The following is an 18287-nucleotide window of genomic DNA, read 5'->3' as shown; positions in this document are numbered from 1 at the left end:
CGGCCGGGGCGCCGGGCAGCGACCGCCCCGCGCGCACGGGCGCGCTGCGCCGTCCCGCGTGGCGGGACCCGCCCGGGCCGTGCGACGGCCAGACTGGCGCCGTGCTGCAGCTGCGCGTGAGCGTCCCCACGGCCCTCGCCGGCGCCGTCGTCGACGTCCTGCGGGACGACCCGGCCGTCTCGGCGCTCGCCGTCGGGCAGGGCACGTCGCTGCGCCCCGACGGCGACGTCGTCACGGCCGACGTGGCGCGCGAGGCCGCGGACGACGTCGTCGAGCGGCTGCTGGCGCTCGACGTCCAGCAGGTCGGCACGATCGAGCTCGTCCCCGTCGAGACGTGGGTCTCGCGCGCCGGGTGGGAGGCCGAGCAGCTCGCGCCCGGGGCGAGCGCCGACTCGGTGGTCTGGCCGCAGGTGGTGCTGCGCGCCTACGACGACACCGAGCTCACGTGGACGTTCTTCAGCTTCATGACCCTGGCGACCATGCTCGCGAGCATCGCGATCATCGTCGACTCGCAGGTCGTCGTCATCGGCGCGATGGTCCTCGGGCCGGAGTTCGGCGCCGTGGCCGCGCTCGGGGTCGCGCTCGTCCGGCGTCGGTGGCGGCTGCTGCGCCGTGCCGCGCTCGCCCTGCTCGTCGGCTTCGTCGTCGCGATCGCCCTCGCGGCGGCCGCTGCGCTCCTGCTCCGCGTCGCAGGGTGGGTCACGCTCGACGACGTGTCCGGCCCGCGGCCGGGCACCGACTTCATCTACCGCCCCGACCGGTGGTCGATCGTCGTCGCGCTCATCGCCGGTGCGGCCGGCGTCCTGTCGCTCACGTCGTCGCGGCTCGGCGGCCTGACGGGCGTGTTCATCTCCGTCACGACGATCCCCGCCGCCGGCAACGTCGCGCTGGGGCTCGCGTTCGGGCTGCCCGAGGAGATCGGCGGCAGCGTCCTGCAGCTCGTCGTCAACATCACCGGCATGGCCGTGGCGGGGTGGCTCACGCTCGTCGTGCAGCAGACCGTATGGCGGCACGCCTCGGTGCGCCGGGCCCGGTTCACGGCCCGGTTCGGCCGGAACGCGGGGCATGGACCGCACGCCGGGCCGCCCCGCCCACGCGGCCGCGCCTGACAGGTGCCTCCGGCGGCCCCGCCGGACGAGCGCGACCGACCGCCCCGCGGTCCGTGTCCCGCGCGCGGCGCACGGACCGCGTCACCCGCCGGGGAGCTCCCGCGGCCCGGGCACGCCCGGTGGGACGCGACGGGGTCCCGCCTCGACAGGGCGCGGACGGTCCTGGGGGTGCAGCCGGACCGCGACGAGCGCGATGTCGTCCTCGCCCGGACCGCCGGGCAGCTCGGCCAGGAGCGCGTCGCACAACCCGTCCAGGTCCAGGGCCGCGTGCCGGACGAGCGCGTCCCGCAGCTCGTCGAGACCGAGCCGCAGAGAGCGGGTGCGGCGCTCGACGAGACCGTCGGTGTACAGCAGCACCGTCGAGCCCCACGTGAGGACGGTCTCGTGCTCGCGGCGTTCGCGGTCCGGGTCGAGGCCCAGGAGAGGACCCGTGAGTGCGTCGAGCCGGCGGACCGACCCGTCCGGCTCGAGCACCATCGGCGGCGGGTGCCCCGCACTCGACCAGCGCAGCCGGGTCAGCCCGACGCCCTGCTCGGCGGACGTCTGCTCCACGCGCGCGACCAGCACCGTCGCCATGGCGGGCAGCTGGAGCGTCCGGATCGCGGCGTCCAGGTGCCGCAGCACCGCGGCCGGTCCGTCACGGGTGACCACGGCGACGGCCCGCAGCATCGACCGCAGCTGCGCCATGAGGGCCGCCGCCTCGATGTCGTGACCGACGACGTCCCCGATGACGAGGACCGTCGCCCCGTCGGGCTGCAGGAACGCGTCGTACCAGTCGCCGCCCACCCGAGCGGCCTCCGCGGCCGGCTGGTAGCGGACGACGACCTGCAGGTGGTCCGGCTCCACCGGCTCGGTGAGCAGCGACCGCTGGAACGTCGACGCCACGTCGCGCTGCTGCCGGTAGAGCCGCGCGTTGTCGAGCGCGAGCGCCGCGGACGCCGCGACCTCGGACACCAGGGCGACCTCGGCGGCCGAGAGGGCGGGGCGCCCGTCGTCGTTGAACAGGCTGAGCGCCCCGAGCGTGCGCCCACGCACCTGGAGCGGGGCCACCGTGAGCGACGACGGGGCCAGCTGCCCGACGATGTCGCGGGCACGGCCCGGCAGCAGCACGCGGTCCAGGGCCGCGACCGCGTCGGAGTGCACGTGCACGACCTCGCCCTCGTCGACGGCCCGCATGAGCATGGACGTGCTCGCGAGCGACGCGATCCTGGTCGCGGCGTACTCCGCGACCAGGGCGTGCCGCGCGGGGTCGTGGTGCCACCAGCCGACGTCGCGCAGCCGTCGGCGCGGAGCGCGGGACTCGTCGTCGTCGACCAGCGTGACCAGGCACCAGTCGGCGAGCGTCGGGACGAGCAGGCGCGCGAGCCGGCTGACGGCGACCTCCGCGTCGAGCGTCTGCGCGAGCTGGGCGAGCACGTCGGACAGCAGCGAGCGGTCAGCCGTCCCGTCGTGCACGAGCGTCCTCCACCGGGTCGCGGGCACCGGGGGTGCGCCCGGTCCTGGCCCGACAGTACGTCAGGGCGACGCCCCGGCCCACGAGGGCCCGCCGTCCGCCGCGCGTCCGCGCGTCACCAGCGGATCGTGAACCACACGACCTTCCCGCCGCCGCGCTCGGGCCGCCAGCCCCACGCGGACGTCACCGCGTCGAGGATGTGCAGGCCGTGCCCGCCGGGCAGCCCCGCGCGCCCCGACTGCCGCTGCGGTGCGGTCGCGGCGCCGTCGTGCACCTCGAACGTCACCTCGCGGTCGCGGTGGACCGCACGGACGTCGATCGTCGGCGCGCCGGGGGCGTGCCGGACCGCGTTGGTGAACGCCTCGCTCATCGCGAGCTGCACCGTGTCGACGACACGCTTGGGCGCGCCCGCGTCGCGGGCCCGCTCCATCGACCACGCCCGCGCGCGTGCCAGGGAGGTCACGGCGGACGCGAACGAGCGCTGGTTGGCGTCGCCCGTCACGTGCACCCCGCGACGGTACCGGTCCGGACGGCTCGGTGCCGGACGGGCGCGGGTGGTGTCGCCCGTGCGGTGGCGCCGCGGCCACCGCCGCCCGGCGTGTCCCCGGGTGCGGCGCGGGCCCACCTATGCTGGCCGCAGTGACGTCCTGCCGCGGCGCACGCCGAGCGCTGTGGGAGGTCCGTGTGACGGCCGGTGATCTGACGATCGAGCCCGACCCGGCCACGGAGGCCGAGCGGGTCCGCTGGATGCTCGCGGTCGAGGCTGCCGGGGTCGGCTCGTTCGACTGGGACCTGCGCACGGGCCGGCTGGAGTGGGACGACCAGCTCCTCGAGATCTTCGGGATCGCCCGCGCGGAGTTCGGCGAGTCGCTCGACGACTTCAACGCGGCGCTGCACCCCGACGACGTCGCGCGCGTCGGGGCGGCGGTCGGGTCCGCGATCGCACGCTGCGGCGAGTACACGGCGGAGTACCGGGTGGTCCGGCCGGACGGGTGCGTGCGCTGGGTGCAGGCCCGCGGCAAGGCCCTCGCGGGCGACGACGGCACCGCGGTGCGCATGCTCGGCGCGGCCTACGACACGACGGACCGGCACGACGGCGACGCGCGGATCTCGCGGGTCCTGGAGACCATGTCGGCCGCGTTCTTCCTGCTCGACGACGAGTGGCGCTTCCGGTACGTCAACGCGGAGGCGGAGAAGCTGCTCGGCAGGCCGCGGACCGACCTGCTGGGCGGGGTGATCTGGGAGCTGTTCCCCGCTGCCGTCGGCTCGCCGTTCGAGGAGCACTACCGCGGCGCCGCCGAGAGCGGTGCGACGCGGGCGTTCGAGGCGTACTACCCGGCGCCGCTCGACCGCTGGTACGAGGTGCGCGCGTGGCCCGGGGCCGACGGCCTGTCGGTGTACTTCTCGGACTGCACGCAGCGCCGGCGCTCGCAGGACCGGCTGCAGCTGCTCGGGGAGGTGAGCGACGACCTCGCGTCGACGCTCGACACCGAGGACGCCGTCGCGCGGCTGGCCCGGCACCTCGTGCCCACGCTCGCGTCGTGGTGCCTCGTCACGCTGTCGACCGACCAGCGCCACCTGCGGGACATCGGGAGCTGGCACGCGGACCCCGCGGGCCGGGACACCGTCGCCCGGTACGCGCGGCTGCGCCTGCACGCGCTGTCGCCCACGTCGTACCTGCACCGCGCGCTGCGCACCGGGGAGGTCGTCGAGGTGCCGGACGCGACGCGGGAGATCACGGGGGTGCTGACCGGCGAGGCCGTCGACGTCCTGCGCGAGCTCGCGCCGCAGACCGCGTACGCGGTGCCGCTGCGCGCCCGCGGGCGGACGGTCGGCGCCATGACGCTGTTCCACGACGCGGAGCGGGAGCGGCTGTCGCCCGAGGACCTCACGACCGTCGTCCAGCTCGCGGACCGGGCCGGGCTCGCGCTCGACAACGCGCGGCTGTACGAGGAGCAGCGGCACATCGCCGAGTCGCTGCAGCGGGCCCTGCTCACCGAGCCGGTCGAGCCCGAGCACCTGGACGTCGCGGTCCGCTACCTGCCCGCGTCCCGGGCCGCCCAGGTCGGCGGCGACTGGTACGACGCGTTCCTGCAGCGCGACGGCGCGACCGTGCTCGTCGTGGGCGACGTCGTCGGGCACGACACGCAGGCGGCCGCGGCGATGAGCCAGGTCCGGACCCTGCTGCGCGGCATCGGGTACGCGTCCGCGAGCGCGCCGGGCGCGCTGCTCGAGGAGCTCGACACCGCGATGCGCGGGTTGCGCGTCGACACCATGGCGACGGCGCTCGTGGCGCGGCTCGAGCGGCCCGTCCCGGACGACGGGTCCGGGCGCACGCGGCTGCGCTGGTCGAGCGCGGGGCACCCGCCTCCGCTGCTCGCCTCGGCCGACGGGCACGTCGAGGTCCTCGACGGCGGCGGGAACGGGCCGCTGCTCGGGCTGCTCGCCGGGCGGGAGCGGCCCGAGCGGCAGGTCGAGCCCGAGCCGGGCAGCGTCCTGCTGCTGTACTCCGACGGCCTCGTCGAGCGCCGCGGCGAGCACCTGCGGGTGGGCATCGAGCGCCTGCGCCAGGCGCTGCAGGACGCCGTCGCGCGCCACCCCCTGAGCGACGACCGCGGCGACCTGGAGCGGGTCGTCGACGAGGTCGTCGCGACGATGCTCGACGGCGACGCCGACGACGACGTGGCGGTCGTCGCGGCGCACCTGCGTGCGGCGCGACCGGCGGCCTGAGCCGGGCCCCCGTCAGAGCAGGCCGGTCAGGACGAGGCCGAGCGCGGCGCACACCGCGAGCGTGCGCAGCACGGACCAGCGCAGTGCGAACACGAGCACGCCGCCGACCAGGGCGATCGCGAGCGCCGCGGGCTGCAGCGTCGTGGGGTCGGGCACGTCGAGGTGCAGCGGCCCCCACGTCGTCGGCGTCGTCCCCGCGAACAGCGTGTGCGTCGTGAAGTAGAGCGCGAGGTTCGCGATGACCCCGACGACGGCGGCCGTCACGGCCGTCAGCGCCGCGCTGAGCCCGCGGTTGCTGCGCAGCCGCTCGACGTAGGGCGCGCCCAGGAAGATGAACAGGAACGACGGGACGAACGTGACCCACGTGGTCAGCAGCGCACCGACGACCGCCGCGACCCACGGGTCGATGCCGCCCGGGTCCCGGTACGCCCCGAGGAACGCGACGAACTGCACGACCATGATGAGCGGCCCGGGCGTCGTCTCGGCCAGCGCGAGGCCGCGCGTCATCTCGCCGGGCGTGACCCAGCCGTAGTCCTCGACCGCGCGCTGCGCGACGTACGCCAGCACGGCGTAGGCGCCGCCGAACGTCACGACGGCCGTGCCCGAGAAGAACAGACCCTGCTGCGTGAGCGTGCTGCCCGCACCGGTGAGCAGCACCACCGCGAGCAGCGGCAGGCCCCAGACGAGCAGCCCCAGCACGAGCACGCGCAGCGTGCGGCGGCCCGAGGGGCGCTCGCTGTGCAGCGCGTCGTCGGGGATGAGGGGGGTGCGGCCCTCCGGGCCCGAGGCGTGCGCGGGCGGTGCCGCGATCAGGTGCGGTGCCACGCGGTGCAGCAGCCAGCCCAGCAGCCCGGCGGCGAGCACCACGACCGGGAAGGGCACCGCGAAGAACGACAGGGCGACGAACGACGCGACGGCGAGCAGCACGAGCGCGACGCCGTGCAGCGCGCGGCGGCCCACGCGGACGACCGCCTGCAGCACGATCGCGAGGACGGCGGGCGCGAGGCCGGCGAACACCGACCCGACCACGGTCGTCTCGCCGAAGGCGACGTAGAGCGCCGACAGCAGGAGCAGCGCGAGCATCCCCGGCAGCACGAACAGGCCGCCCGCGACGATCCCGCCGCGCGTGCCGTTGAGCAGCCAGCCCGTGTAGACGGCGAGCTGCTGCGCCTCGGGGCCGGGCAGCAGCATGCAGTAGTTGAGGGCGTGCAGGAACCGGCGCTGCCCGATCCACCCCTTCTCGTCGACGAGCGTGCGCTGCATGACGGCGATCTGGCCCGCAGGGCCGCCGAACGTCTGCCAGGAGATCGCGAACCACGCCCGGACCGCGGTGCGGAACGGGACGAGGTCGCCCCCGCCGGCGGTGGCCGGGGGAGTGCTGGTCTCGGACGAGGTCATGAGGGTGCGGTCTCCGGGTCGTCGGGAGGGGTGGGGCGGGTCAGGCGGGCTCGCGGCCGAGCAGGTAGGAGCGCCGGACGTACTCGGCGAGGCCGTCGAGCAGCGGGCCCGACACGGCCAGCGTCCGCTCGTCGTCGCCCGTCATCGACAGGCCGCGCAGCAGCACGTCGAGCCCCGGTGCCTCGGGTGCGTCGAACCGGTCGTCGTCGAGGTCGGCGGCGTGCACGATCTCGCCGATCCGGCTCAGGACGGGGTCGGTGTCGAGCCCGTACCGCAGCAGGACGGACTCGAAGCTGCACCGGCCGTCGCGGTGCCCGAGCTCGACGCCCCGCAGGTCGAACGGGGTCGCGTCGTGGGGCACGTCGGCCGGGTCGTCGACGAACACGAACTCGGCATCCGGGTCCACGTGCCGCCGGATCAGCCACGCGCACGCCGCCCGGTCGACGTGCACGCCACGGCGCGTCGCCCACCTCATCGCGCCGCCGCCGTGGTCCCGGGCCGCGCGAGCGCGGTAGCCGTCGCCCCGGACGTGGCCGGCCGGCCGGCCACGTGGGCCTCGAGCGCGCGGAGCGAGGCAGCGGCCTCGTCGCGCGCCGCCGGCGGGAAGAAGTCCCGGCGCGCGACCTCCCGGTGGCGTCGGCGCAGCCGCAGGAGCGCGCGTCGCGCGTCGGCAGGGTCGTCGTGGAGCGCGGTGCGTGCCTCGCCGGCGACCTCCCGGTACTCCTGCGCGCGCTGGGAGGACATCTGCTCGGCGAGCGCACGCTCCTGGCCGTCGGTCGCGGGCCGGGCGGTCCACAGGCTCGCCTCGCCGCCGTGGTCGACGACGTGGTCGGCGGCCCACTCGAGCTGTTCCCGGGTGCGCGCGTCGGACGGCAGGGCGACGAGCCCGTCGGAGACCTGCGCGACGCCGAGCCGGCGCAGGCGGCGCCACAGCGCGATGCGCGGCGTCGACGGCTCGCGGGGCAGCCGGTAGCTCAGCAGGATCCACTCGGAGGGCACGGGGTGACGTAACCACGGTTGCATCGACGTCGCCACCGTCGTCTCGCAGGACGAGCGACGCACGCGAGCCAAACCGGCCCCGCTCGGGGCGCCGACCTGCCACGCTGCGCTCATGACACTCGCGCAGGTCCTGGACGCCGTCCCGCAGGCCCCGGACGGCGCGCCCGACCGGCCGTGGGCCGCCTGGTGGCGGCGCGCGCTCGCGGCCGTCCTCGACGGGGCGCTCGTCGCCGCCGTCGCGTGGCTCGCCACCGGCTCGGCGATCCCCGTGCCCGCGCGGCTCGTCCCCCCGGTGCTGTCGCCCGTCGACGGGCTCGAGCCCGCGGGGCTGTTCTCGTGGTGGACGTGCGGCGCCGTCGTCGCGATCCTCCTGCTGCAGGCCCTGACCGGGTCGACGCCGGGCAAGGCCGTCGCGGGCGTACGGGTCGAGCGTGACGACGACGCCCGGCCCGCAGGACTCGTCCGCACCGTGCTGCGCGAGGCCGCGCACGTGCTGGACTGGGTGCTGCTCGTCGGCTGGCTGCGTCCGCTGTGGCACCCGCGCCGGCAGACCTTCGCCGACTCCCTGACCCGGACGGTCGTCGTGCGGGACCGGCTGTTCCTCCCCGTGCGGGCGATCAGCGGCGCGGCCTGCGCGTTCGCGCTCGTGCTCGCGGGCGCGCCGAGCGTCGCCGAGGAAGGCGCGGTCACCGTCACGTGCTCGTTCCCGGCGCCCGACCCGTCCGGCCTCCTCGCGGTGTCGCTGCGGGTGCCGGGCGAGGTCACCGTCTCCCGGCTCGGCCTGCGACGGCCCGCCGCGGCCCAGCCGTCCAGCACCGTCGCGTGGGAGGTCGATGCCGACCGGCCGCCCGCCGACGGCACGGTGCTGCGCGCCACCCTCACGGCACCCGGCGCGGACCCGCTGTGGACGGGGGCCGTGACGTTCCGCGACGGTTCTGCGTTCAGCGACGCGCGCACCGAGGTGCCCGAGCTCCGCATCCCCGCCGGTGCGATGCGCGCCGCCGGCCCCGACGGGCGCGTCGACTTCGCCTCGGAGGTGGACGGCACCGTGGCCGACCTCTGCTCGGCGTCCGGCCCGGACCCCGCCGGCGACGCCGGCTGAGCCCGTCGCGGCTGCCCAGCGCCTGGACCGTGGGCCCGGATGCGGCCGACGTGGCCTATTTTGGCCCGGTGACTGCACCGCTGCCCCCGCGCGACGTCCGTCGCGGCCTGGCCCGCCACGAGGTCCCCGAGCCCCTGCGGAACGACGTCCGCGTGCTCGGCGAGTTCCTCGGCCGGGTCCTGCGCGAGTCCGTCGGCCAGGACCTCCTCGACGACGTCGAGCAGCTGCGCGAGCTCGCGATCCGCGCGCACGACGAGCAGGACGGCGACGCCCTCGAGCAGGCCGAGGCGCTCGTCGCCGGGTTCTCGCTCGAGCGCGCCGAGCAGGTCGCGCGCGCGTTCACCTGCTACTTCCACCTCGCCAACACCGCGGAGGAGTACCACCGCATCCGCGTGCTGCGCGAGCGCGAGGCGAGCCTCCAGCCGCACGACCTCGCCCCGGACGACTCGCTGCCCGCCGCGGTCGAGCGGGCGCGCGAGGAGCTCGGCACCGACGTGGCGCTGCAGCGCGTGCAGGAGCTCGAGTTCCGCCCCGTCTTCACGGCGCACCCCACCGAGGCCCGGCGGCGCGCGGTCTCCAACGCCATCCGCCGCATCGCGGAGCTCGTCGGCGAGCGGGACATCCGCAGCCGCGGCGGCATGTCGATCGCCGAGAACGACCGCCGTCTGCTGGCCGAGATCGACACCCTGTGGCGCACCGCGCCGTTGCGCCAGGAGAAGCCGACCGTCCTCGACGAGGTGCGCACGGTCCTCAACGTCTTCGACTCGACGCTGAGCGATGTCCTGCCCGCGGTGTACCGCCGCCTCGACGACTGGCTGCTCGGCGACGACGCGGGGACGCGCGCCCCCGCGGTGCGCCCGTTCGCGCGGCTCGGCACGTGGATCGGCGGCGACCGGGACGGCAACCCCAACGTCACCGCCGAGGTCACGAGGGCGGCGGCGCTGCTCGCGTCGGAGCACGCGCTGAAGGCCCTCGAGACGACCGCGCGGCGCACCGCCAACGGCCTGACCCTCGGGAGCGACACCACGCCGCCGTCGCAGGAGCTCAGCGCGCTGTGGCAGCGCCAGCGCGGCATCGCGGAGCAGCTGGCCGCGCAGGCCGCGAGCGACGCCCCGAACGAGCCGCACCGCCGCGTGCTGCAGGTCGTCACCGAGCGCATCGCCGCCACACGGCGGCGCGACGCGGACCTCGCGTACGCGACGCCCGACGAGCTCGAGGCCGACCTGCTCGTGGTGCAGCGCTCGCTCGTCGAGGCCGGCGCGACGCGGTCGGCGTACGGCGACCTGCAGCGCCTGCTCTGGCAGGTCCGGACGTTCGGCTTCCACCTCGCGGAGCTCGAGGTCCGGCAGCACTCGCAGGTGCACGAGGCCGCGCTCGCGGACATCGCCGAGCACGGCGTCGACGGCGAGCTCCAGCCCCGGACGCTCGAGGTGCTCGACACGTTCCGCGCGCTCGGGGCCGTGCAGCGGCGGTTCGGGCAGGACGCGGCGCGCCGCTACATCGTGTCGTTCACGCAGTCCGCGCAGCACCTCGCGGCGGTCTACCAGCTCGCGGAGCTCGCGTACGGCGGTCCGGACGAGGTGCCCGTCATCGACGCGGTGCCGCTGTTCGAGACGTTCGCGGACCTCGAGGCGAGCGTCGACATCCTCGAGGAGGCGCTGACGCTCCCGCAGGTGCAGCGTCGCCTGGCGGACAACGGCCGCCGCGTCGAGGTCATGCTCGGGTACTCGGACTCCTCGAAGGACGTCGGCCCGGTCTCCGCGACGCTCGCGCTCGACGCCGCGCAGCGCCGCATCACCGAGTGGGCGCGCGAGCACGACATCCAGCTCACGCTGTTCCACGGGCGCGGCGGAGCGCTCGGCCGCGGCGGCGGCCCGGCCAACCGCGCGGTCCTCGCGCAGCCGCCGGGCTCGGTCGACGGGCGGTTCAAGCTCACCGAGCAGGGCGAGGTCATCTTCGCCCGCTACGGCGACCCCGTCATCGCGGCGCGGCACATCGAGCAGGTCGTCGCGGCGACGCTGCTCGCGGGCACGCCGTCGGTCGAGCGGCGCAACGCGGCGGCCACCGAGCGGTTCGCGGGCCTGGCCCGCCAGCTCGACGAGGCGTCGCGCACGCGGTTCCACGAGCTCGTGCGCGCCGACGGCTTCCCGCAGTGGTTCGCGCAGGTGACCCCGCTCGAGGAGGTCGGGCTGCTGCCGATCGGCTCGCGGCCCGCGCGGCGCGGCCTGTCCGTGTCGTCGCTCGACGACCTGCGGGCGATCCCCTGGGTCTTCTCCTGGTCGCAGGCCCGCATCAACCTCGCCGGCTGGTACGGCCTGGGGTCGGCGCTCGACGCCGTGGGCGACCTCGACGAGCTGCGGGACGCCTACGCGCAGTGGCCGCTGTTCACGACGATGATCGACAACGTCGAGATGTCGCTCGCCAAGACGGACGAGCGGATCGCGGCCCGCTACCTCGCGCTCGGCGACCGTCCGGACCTGGCCGAGCGGGTGCTCACGGAGATGTCGCTGACCCGCCGGTCCGTGCTCGCGATCACCGACAGCGACGCGGTCCTGTCGCGCCGCCGGATCCTCGGGCGCGCCGTGCAGCTGCGCAGCCCGTACGTCGACGCGCTGTCCCTGCTCCAGCTGCGTGCGCTGCGCGGACTGCGCACGGGCGACGCCCCCGAGCGGGCCGACGACCTGCGCCGGCTCCTGCTGCTCACCGTGAACGGTGTCGCCGCGGGCGTGCAGAACACCGGCTGACGCCGACGTCCGTCGGGCCGGTCCGCTCCGTGGAGCGGACCGGTCAGGACGGCAGCGACAGCACCGCGGGCAGGTGCTCGCCGCGCGCGAGGGCGTCGAGCACGATCCGCTCGTGCGGGACGACGGGTTCCGGGAGGCCGGCGAGCGGGAACCAGCCCATGCGCTCGGCCCGGTCCGCCTCGCGGTGCTCGGGCGCGCCGGTCCACACGTCGACCTCGAAGAACACGTCGACGCGCTGCTCGACGGCCGGGCCGCCCCGCTCGAACCGGTGCAGCGTCGTCAGCGGACGCAGGTCCTCGACGCGCACGCCGACGCCCGCCTCCTCGGCCGCCTCCCGGACGGCGGCCTCGTGCACCGACTCGCCGGGGTCGACGTGGCCCGCGAGGACGGCCCAGTGCCCGTCGCGGTAGCCCGTGCCGCGGCGCAGCTGCAGCAGCACCTCGTCGCCGCGCCGCAGCACGACGTACGCGGCGGCGACCAGCAGCGTCCGGTGGCCGAGGTGGTCGTCGGGGGAGTAGCGGCCGGGCGGCGTGTGCGGCATGCGGGGCAGTCTCGCAGGAGGGGGTCGCCCGTGTCGGCGGTGCTCGCTACCGTCGAGACGTGACCGCCACCACCACCGAGCAGGACTTCACGACGCTCGTCGAGCCGCTGCGCCGCGAGCTGCTCGCCCACTGCTACCGCATGACGGGGTCGCTGCACGACGCCGAGGACGCGTTGCAGGAGACGTACCTGCGGGCCTGGCGGGCGATCGACCGGTTCGAGGCGCGCTCGTCGGTCCGGACGTGGATGTACCGCATCGCCACCAACACGTGCCTCACGCACCTCGAGGGCCGCTCCCGCCGCCCGCTGCCCACGGGGCTCGGCGCGCCCGCCGCCGACCCGGCGCACGAGCCGCTGCCCGAGCGCAGCGTCGCGTGGCTCGAGCCGCTGCCCGACGCCGTCGTGTGGTCCGGTCCGCCGAGCGACCCGGCGGCGGAGGCGGTGACCCGGGACAGCGTGCGGCTCGCCTTCGTCGCCGCGCTGCAGCACCTGACCGCGCAGCAGCGGGCGGTGCTGCTGCTGCGGGACGTGCTGGAGTGGAGCGCGGCGGAGACGGCGCAGGCGCTGGGCCTGACCGTCGCCGGCGTGAACTCGACCCTCCAGCGGGCGCGCGCGCACGTCGGCCGCCGGGACCCCGACCGGCAGGACAGCCTGGACGACGAGCGGCGCCGGCGGCTGCTCGACGCGTACGTCGACGCCTTCGAGTCCTACGACATCGACGGGATCGTCGCCCTCATGACGCAGGACGTCGTGTGGGAGATGCCGCCCTACCCGCAGTGGTACCGCGGACGGGCCGACGTGGCCGCGCTCATCGGCACGTGGTGCCCGGCGAAGGGGCCGGGAGCGATGCGCCTGCTGCCGACGGCCGCCAACGGTCAGCCCGCCTTCGGCGTGTACCTGCGCGGCGACGACGGCGTGCACCGGGCGTTCCAGCTCGCGGTGCTCGACCTGGGGGCCGAGGCGATCACGCACGCGACCGTGTGGTTCGGCGTCGAGCACCTGACGGCGTGCGGCCTGCCCGCCGAGCTGGCGGCCGCTGCGGAGCCCGCCGCAGGCTGACGCGTCGTCGCCCGCGACCCGCCGGGTGGCGGCCCCGCGGCGACCGTCACGGACCGGTCGGGCCGAAGCGCTCCGTGCGGACCCGCTCGGGGTCGTGGCCCAGGTCGACGAGCAGGTCGGCGACCGTCTCCACGAACGGCGTCGGCCCGCACACGTACACGTGCGGCCGCTGGTCCGGCGGCACGCACGCCGCCGCGAGGGTCGTCGCGTCGACCCTGCCGACCCTTCCCGTCCACCCCGCGGGCGCCCGGCGCGTCCACACGCGCGTCACGTCCACCCCGGGGTCGGCGGCGAGGTCGTCGAGCTCGGCGGAGTAGATCGCGTCGAGCGGCGTGCGTGCCGAGACGAGCAGCCGGAACGGCGCGACCGACCGCGCGCGGCGACGCGTGCGCAGCATCGACATGAGCGGCACGAGCCCGGACCCGCCCGCGACGAGCTGGACCGGGTGCGGGTCGGTCGCGTGCCACACGAACCAGGCGCCGACCGGGCCGCGCAGCTCGATCTGGTCGCCGACCTCCAGGTCCTGCGTGAGGTAGGGGGACACCTCGCCGTCGGCCACGACCTGCACGGTCAGCGCGATGCGCGCGCCGTCGTCGCCAGCCGCCGTCCCGCCTGGGAGGCCGAGCGTGCCCGCCGACGCGAGCGAGTACGAGCGCTGCGTCGAGTAGCCGTCCTCGGCCGTGAGCCGAACGTCGACGTGCTGGCCCGCCATCGCGCCGCGCCACCCGGGCACGTCGAGCTCGAGCGTCACGGCCGTCGGGGTCTCCTCGCGCCGGGCGACGAGCGTCGCGACGCGCCAGGGCAGGTGGTACGGGACGTCGTCCGGGGAGGTCGGAGCGACCTCGTCGAGCGCGTCCCCGTCGGGGGCCGGCTCCTGCGTCAGTCGCCCCAATACCGCTGCTCCTTCCACGGGTCCCCGTGCTCGTGGTAGCCGAGCCGCTCCCAGAAGCCCCACTCGTCGGACGTGAGCAGCTCGATGCGCCGGACCCACTTCGCGGACTTCCAGAAGTACAGGTGCGGCACCAGCAGCCGCGCGGGGCCGCCGTGCTCGGGCGCGAGCGGTGCGCCGTCGTACTGGTAGGCGATCCACGCCTTGCCGTCGCGCAGGTCGGCCAGCGGCACGTTCGTCGTGTAGCCGCCGTCGCAGTGCGCGAGCGCGTACTGCTCGGCCGGGTCGACCTCGACGGCGTCGAGCAGCCGGTCGAGCGAGACGCCGCGCCAGGACGTGTCGAGCTTCGTCCACTTGGTGACGCAGTGGATGTCGCGCACGACGTCCTCGGCGGGCAGCGCCGTGAGCTCGTCCCACGTCCACGTCGCGCGCGGGCCCTGCGGGCCGTCGATCGAGAACGTCCAGGTCGCGAGGTCGGTGCGCGGCGTCGGCCCGGCGGACAGGACGGGGAAGCCGTGCTCGAGGTACTGCCCCGGGGGCAGCCGGGGGTCGGCGGTCCGGCGGCCGCGGAAGCCGCGCGAGACGATCGCCATCAGCGGGTCGGCGCGGACGGTGCCGCGGGGGTCGGGACGTGCACGGGTGCGGGTGCCATCGTCGCTCCGGGGTGCCGGGGGTGGTCGTGGCCCATCATGGGCCGCTCGCACGCCCCGGCGCCAGGCCCGGGTCCGCGTCGCCGCTGGTCGACGGGTCAGTCGGTGGTCGGTGCCCCGGCGTCCCGACGGGCGCGGCCGCGGCCTCCGCGGCGCCGGCCGCGCGTGCCCTCGGCGGCGGGGGCCGGCGTCGAGGTCGTCCAGACGGCGGGACGCGCTGCGCCCGTGCCGCCCGCGCCCGACGTGCGGCCCGTGGCGGCGGAGCCGCCCTGCGCGGTGCGCCCGGTGGCACCGCGACGGGCCGACCCCTGCGCGGCGGTGCGCGATCCGGCGGTGGCGCGGCCTCCCGCGCGACCGGCCTGCGACGCCGTGGGGCCGGCCTGCGCCTGGCCGCCGGCTGCGCGGCCGCCGCGGGCGGCGCCGTTGCTGCGGGCCGTGCCGGCGGTGCGCGACGCGGCGCCCGTGCGTGCGGGACGGCTCTGCGCGGGGCGGCCCGCAGGCGCGGGCGGGGCGGGCGTGACGTGGTCCGCGACCTCGCCGACGAGGCGCGCGAGGTGCGCGTCGCCGGGGGTGACGGGACGCGGCTGCGCGGTGATCTTGGCCGCCCGGGTCAGCGCCCGGACGTCACCGCGCTGCTCGGGCAGCACGAGCGTGACGACGTCGCCGCCGGCGCCGGCACGCGCGGTGCGGCCCGAGCGGTGCAGGTACGCCTTGTGCTCGGCCGGCGGGTCGACGTGCACCACGAGGCCGACGTCGTCGACGTGGATGCCGCGCGCCGCGATGTCGGTCGCGACCAGGACGCGCACGGCGCCCGACGAGAACGCCTCGAGGTTGCGCTCGCGCGCGCCCTGCCCGAGGTTGCCGTGCAGGTCGACGGACGGGATGCCGTCGGCCGTGAGCTGCTTGGCGAGCTTCTTCGCCTGGTGCTTGGTGCGCGTGAACAGCACCCGGCGGCCGGTGCCGGACGCGAGCGCGCGCACCACGGCCTTCTTCACCTCGACGTCGGACACCTCGAGCAGGTGGTGCGTCATGGCGGTGACGGGCGAGGCGGCGCTGTCCACCGAGTGCTCGACCGGCGTCGTGAGGTACCGCTTGACGAGGACGTCGACGCCGTTGTCCAGCGTCGCGGAGAACAGCAGGCGCTGGCCGTCGCGCGGCGTGCGGTCGAGCAGCCGCCGCACCACCGGCAGGAAGCCGAGGTCGGCCATGTGGTCGGCCTCGTCGAGCACGGTGATGGCGACGTCGTCGAGGCTCACGAGGCGCTGCTGCAGCAGGTCCTCCAGCCGACCGGGGCAGGCGACGACGATGTCCGCGCCGGCCCGCAGCGCGGTGACCTGGCGGGACTGCGCGACGCCGCCGAAGACGGTGGTGCTGCGCAGGCCGACGGCCGCGGCGAGCGGCGCGATCGTGGCGTCGATCTGGCTCGCGAGCTCGCGCGTGGGGGCCAGGACGAGCGCGCGGGGACGTGCCGGGGCGGTGCTCGCCCGGGCGGCTGCGGTGCGGGCGACGAGCGGGATCGCGAACGCCAGCGTCTTGCCGGAGCCGGTCCGGCCGCGGCCGAGGACGTCGGTGCCGGCCAGCGCGTCGGGCAGCGTGGCGGTCTGGATGGGGAACGGGGCCGTGATGCCGTCGGCCGCGAGGGCGCGGACGAGCACGGCGGGCACGCCGAGATCGGCGAAGGTGGTCACAGGGAAAGCCTCTCGGGGGAGGGTCGTGGGGCCGCCGCAGGATGGACCGGGGGCCTCCACGACGCGGGGCGTGCGGGTGTCGCACTGCCCAGGGATGACTCCAGGGTCTCACACAGGCCGCTCTACGTGCGGTGGGCGTCCGCCGCGGGCCCGGCGTGGCTGGCTACGCTCGGGGCATGCACACCAACGGGCCGCGCGGTGCGGGGCGGTCGGGCCGATGAGCGACACCGGGTACGGCGACTTCGAGTTCGAGCGGCGGTTCTTCGTCGAGCACGTGCCGACGGAGCTGCTGGAGGCGTCGCCGACGCTCATCGTGCAGAGCTACCTGCTCGCGCAGGACGGGTTCGCGGTGCGGGTGCGGGCGCAAGCGACGGGCGTGGCGGGCGTGGACCCGGCGCTCGACGAGCTCGCGCTCCTGGAGGCGCACGTCGGCGCGGTGGACTTCTGCGCGATCACCGTGAAGGGCCCCATGGTCGAGGGCACGCGGTACGAGGCGGAGAGGGAGCTGGACCCGCTCGTCGCGGTCGAGCTGGTCCGCCGGGCGCCGGCTCGGGTCGCGAAGCTGCGGCACTCGGCGTGGCTCGGCACGGACGGCTGGGTGATCGACGTGTTCGCCGGCGGCAACGCGCCGCTCGTGGTCGCCGAGGTCGAGCGTGGCGGACCCGTGACGGACCTGGTCGTGCCGGCGTTCTGCACGACCGAGGTGACGGTCGACGCGCGGTTCGCGAACGACGGGCTCGCGGTGCGCCCGTTCGGCGGGTGGGCGGCGCGGTGGGCGCAGGAGCTCGCGACGGCGGGGCCGCGGTTCCTCACGGGGCTCGGGCACAACCACCTGGCGGGGCAGGACGGTCCGGGCTGACGCGACGCGCCGGGGTGCCGGGCCGGGCGCAGACGCCGGGATCGGGAACAAAGTTGAACCGTCAACTATTCTAGGAGGCATCCCGTCCAGGAGGTCCGCCATGCCCACCGCTCCCGTCCCCGGCCACGGGGCACCCGCCCGCCCGCTCGACCGCTCGCCGCACGACGCCATCGCGGCCGGGACGGGGATGGACGCCGTCACGCTCCTCGTCGGCGACCTCGACCGCCAGCTGCGCTTCTACCGCGACACGCTCGCGCTCGATGTGCTCACCGACCCCGGCGAGCGGTTCGGCGCCCCCCGGGCCGACGTCGTCACGCTCGGCCGTGGCGGCACGCCGCTCGTCGTGCTGCGCCACACGCCCGACCTGCCGCCCGCCCGGCGCGGCTCCGCGGGCCTGTTCCACACCGCGATCCTGTTCGACGACCGGACCGGCCTCGCGGCGACCCTCGCGTCCGTCGCCCGGCACGCGCCCGAGTCCTACGTCGGCTCGGCCGACCACCTCGTCTCGCTCGCGTTCTACCTCACCGACCCCGAGGGCAACGGCGTCGAGCTCTACTGGGACCGCAGCCGTGACCAGTGGCAGCGCACCGCCGAGGGCGGCGTCGTCATGGACTCGCTGCGCCTCGACCCGAACGGCTTCCTCGCCGAGCACCTCTCCGAGCAGGCGGCCGAGCAGCCGGGCGCAGGCGACGCGGTGGTCGGGCACGTGCACCTGTCCGTGGGCGACGTCCCGTCCGCGCGCGCGTTCTACGTCGACGCCCTGGGCTTCGACGTCATGGCGGAGTGGCACGGCGCCCTGTTCGTCTCCGCGGGCGGCTACCACCACCACCTCGCGATGAACACGTGGAACAGCGCCGGTGCCGGTCCCCGCGCCTCCGCGCTCGGGCTCGGCGAGGTGCGGATCACGGTGCCCACCACGGACGACCTCGGCGCGCTCGTCGAGCGCGTCCGGCACGCCGGGGTGCGGCCCGCGGACGACGGGTCGACGCTGCTGTTCGAGGACCCGTGGCGCAACGTCGTGCGGGTCAGCGCCGCGGCCTGACCCCGCGGCACCCCGGCACCGGTGC

16 protein-coding genes are annotated in these 18287 nt (G+C 76.2%); 7 read left to right on the top strand and 9 right to left on the bottom strand.

The window, feature by feature from the left end; genetic code table 11:
- Nucleotides 1-101: 101 nt before the first annotated feature.
- Nucleotides 102-1109 (top strand): DUF389 domain-containing protein, encoded by a 1008-nt coding sequence (locus CELF_RS12120; protein ID WP_013771554.1) that lies wholly within the window; start codon nucleotides 102-104, stop codon nucleotides 1107-1109.
- 81 nt (nucleotides 1110-1190) lie between these two features.
- Here CELF_RS12120 and CELF_RS12115 read toward each other — a convergent pair whose 3' ends face one another.
- Nucleotides 1191-2564 (bottom strand): PP2C family protein-serine/threonine phosphatase, encoded by a 1374-nt coding sequence (locus tag CELF_RS12115; protein ID WP_126297769.1) that lies wholly within the window; start codon nucleotides 2562-2564, stop codon nucleotides 1191-1193.
- A 113-nt stretch (nucleotides 2565-2677) separates the two neighbouring features.
- Nucleotides 2678-3070, bottom strand: a complete 393-nt coding sequence (locus CELF_RS12110) for an ATP-binding protein (protein ID WP_049791460.1) — start codon at nucleotides 3068-3070, stop codon at nucleotides 2678-2680.
- 131 nt (nucleotides 3071-3201) lie between these two features.
- On the opposite strand from CELF_RS12110, the gene CELF_RS12105 reads away from it, so the two are divergent.
- Nucleotides 3202-5292, top strand: a complete 2091-nt coding sequence (locus CELF_RS12105; protein ID WP_232014236.1) for a PP2C family protein-serine/threonine phosphatase — start codon at nucleotides 3202-3204, stop codon at nucleotides 5290-5292.
- 12 nt (nucleotides 5293-5304) lie between these two features.
- Here CELF_RS12105 and chrA read toward each other — a convergent pair whose 3' ends face one another.
- Genes chrA through CELF_RS12090 form a run of 3 tightly spaced genes read right to left on the bottom strand, consistent with a single transcriptional unit; the run spans nucleotide 5305 to nucleotide 7689 of the window.
- Nucleotides 5305-6690 carry a chromate efflux transporter gene (chrA, locus tag CELF_RS12100; protein WP_013771550.1) on the bottom strand — a complete coding sequence of 462 codons (1386 nt, stop codon included), beginning with the start codon at nucleotides 6688-6690 and terminating at the stop codon, nucleotides 5305-5307.
- Nucleotides 6691-6730: 40 nt separating this feature from the next.
- On the bottom strand, nucleotides 6731-7165 hold the full coding sequence (locus CELF_RS12095) for a chromate resistance protein ChrB domain-containing protein (RefSeq protein WP_013771549.1): 435 nt from the start codon (nucleotides 7163-7165) through the stop codon (nucleotides 6731-6733).
- Nucleotides 7162-7689: a Chromate resistance protein ChrB gene (locus CELF_RS12090; RefSeq protein WP_197722514.1), complete on the bottom strand. Its 528-nt coding sequence runs from the start codon at nucleotides 7687-7689 to the stop codon at nucleotides 7162-7164. The genes CELF_RS12095 and CELF_RS12090 overlap by 4 nt, the downstream gene beginning before the upstream one ends.
- Before the next feature lie 112 nt (nucleotides 7690-7801).
- Here CELF_RS12090 and CELF_RS19545 point away from each other — a divergent pair, with 112 nt between their 5' ends.
- Nucleotides 7802-8791 carry an RDD family protein gene (locus CELF_RS19545; RefSeq protein WP_013771547.1) on the top strand — a complete coding sequence of 330 codons (990 nt, stop codon included), beginning with the start codon at nucleotides 7802-7804 and terminating at the stop codon, nucleotides 8789-8791.
- Nucleotides 8792-8859: 68 nt separating this feature from the next.
- Entirely contained in the window at nucleotides 8860-11535 is a 2676-nt protein-coding gene (locus CELF_RS12080; RefSeq protein ID WP_232014235.1) for a phosphoenolpyruvate carboxylase, read from the top strand.
- A 43-nt stretch (nucleotides 11536-11578) separates the two neighbouring features.
- On the opposite strand, the gene CELF_RS12075 is transcribed toward CELF_RS12080, so the two are convergent.
- The gene (locus CELF_RS12075) at nucleotides 11579-12076 is read right to left on the bottom strand and encodes an NUDIX domain-containing protein (RefSeq protein WP_013771545.1); all 498 of its coding nucleotides are present in this window, start codon (nucleotides 12074-12076) and stop codon (nucleotides 11579-11581) included.
- Nucleotides 12077-12135: 59 nt separating this feature from the next.
- On the opposite strand from CELF_RS12075, the gene CELF_RS12070 reads away from it, so the two are divergent.
- Nucleotides 12136-13134 carry a sigma-70 family RNA polymerase sigma factor gene (locus CELF_RS12070; protein ID WP_013771544.1) on the top strand — a complete coding sequence of 333 codons (999 nt, stop codon included), beginning with the start codon at nucleotides 12136-12138 and terminating at the stop codon, nucleotides 13132-13134.
- 46 nt (nucleotides 13135-13180) lie between these two features.
- Here CELF_RS12070 and CELF_RS12065 read toward each other — a convergent pair whose 3' ends face one another.
- The 3 genes from CELF_RS12065 to CELF_RS12055 form a co-directional block, all read right to left on the bottom strand.
- On the bottom strand, nucleotides 13181-14026 hold the full coding sequence (locus CELF_RS12065; protein WP_013771543.1) for a ferredoxin reductase: 846 nt from the start codon (nucleotides 14024-14026) through the stop codon (nucleotides 13181-13183).
- Complete coding sequence (locus CELF_RS12060; protein ID WP_013771542.1) at nucleotides 14014-14616, bottom strand: sulfite oxidase-like oxidoreductase; 603 nt, start codon at nucleotides 14614-14616, stop codon at nucleotides 14014-14016. Before CELF_RS12060 ends, CELF_RS12065 begins: the two co-directional genes overlap by 13 nt.
- 155 nt (nucleotides 14617-14771) lie before the next feature.
- A complete protein-coding gene (locus CELF_RS12055; RefSeq protein WP_013771541.1) occupies nucleotides 14772-16361 on the bottom strand; it encodes a DEAD/DEAH box helicase in 1590 nt (529 codons plus the stop codon).
- A gap of 217 nt (nucleotides 16362-16578) precedes the next feature.
- On the opposite strand from CELF_RS12055, the gene CELF_RS12050 reads away from it, so the two are divergent.
- Both CELF_RS12050 and CELF_RS12045 read left to right on the top strand, forming a co-directional pair.
- Nucleotides 16579-17220 carry a CYTH domain-containing protein gene (locus CELF_RS12050; RefSeq protein WP_013771540.1) on the top strand — a complete coding sequence of 214 codons (642 nt, stop codon included), beginning with the start codon at nucleotides 16579-16581 and terminating at the stop codon, nucleotides 17218-17220.
- Nucleotides 17221-17320: 100 nt separating this feature from the next.
- On the top strand, nucleotides 17321-18262 hold the full coding sequence (locus tag CELF_RS12045) for a VOC family protein (RefSeq protein ID WP_013771539.1): 942 nt from the start codon (nucleotides 17321-17323) through the stop codon (nucleotides 18260-18262).
- Nucleotides 18263-18287 lie beyond the last annotated feature (25 nt).

This window comes from Cellulomonas fimi ATCC 484, from assembly GCF_000212695.1.
GTDB lineage: Bacteria > Actinomycetota > Actinomycetes > Actinomycetales > Cellulomonadaceae > Cellulomonas > Cellulomonas fimi.
This window is presented reverse-complemented; position numbering and strand designations above follow the sequence as displayed.

Bases quoted from the DNA above. Each gene is read 5' to 3' on its own strand.
- CELF_RS12060 (WP_013771542.1), bottom strand. From the start codon at position 14,616: ATGGCGATCGTCTCGCGCGGCTTCCGCGGCCGCCGGACCGCCGACCCC.
- CELF_RS12050 (WP_013771540.1), top strand. From the start codon at position 16,579: ATGAGCGACACCGGGTACGGCGACTTCGAGTTCGAGCGGCGGTTCTTC.
- chrA (WP_013771550.1), bottom strand. From the start codon at position 6,690: ATGACCTCGTCCGAGACCAGCACTCCCCCGGCCACCGCCGGCGGGGGC.
- CELF_RS12045 (WP_013771539.1), top strand. From the start codon at position 17,321: ATGCCCACCGCTCCCGTCCCCGGCCACGGGGCACCCGCCCGCCCGCTC.
- CELF_RS19545 (WP_013771547.1), top strand. From the start codon at position 7,802: ATGACACTCGCGCAGGTCCTGGACGCCGTCCCGCAGGCCCCGGACGGC.
- CELF_RS12095 (WP_013771549.1), bottom strand. From the start codon at position 7,165: ATGAGGTGGGCGACGCGCCGTGGCGTGCACGTCGACCGGGCGGCGTGC.
- CELF_RS12075 (WP_013771545.1), bottom strand. From the start codon at position 12,076: ATGCCGCACACGCCGCCCGGCCGCTACTCCCCCGACGACCACCTCGGC.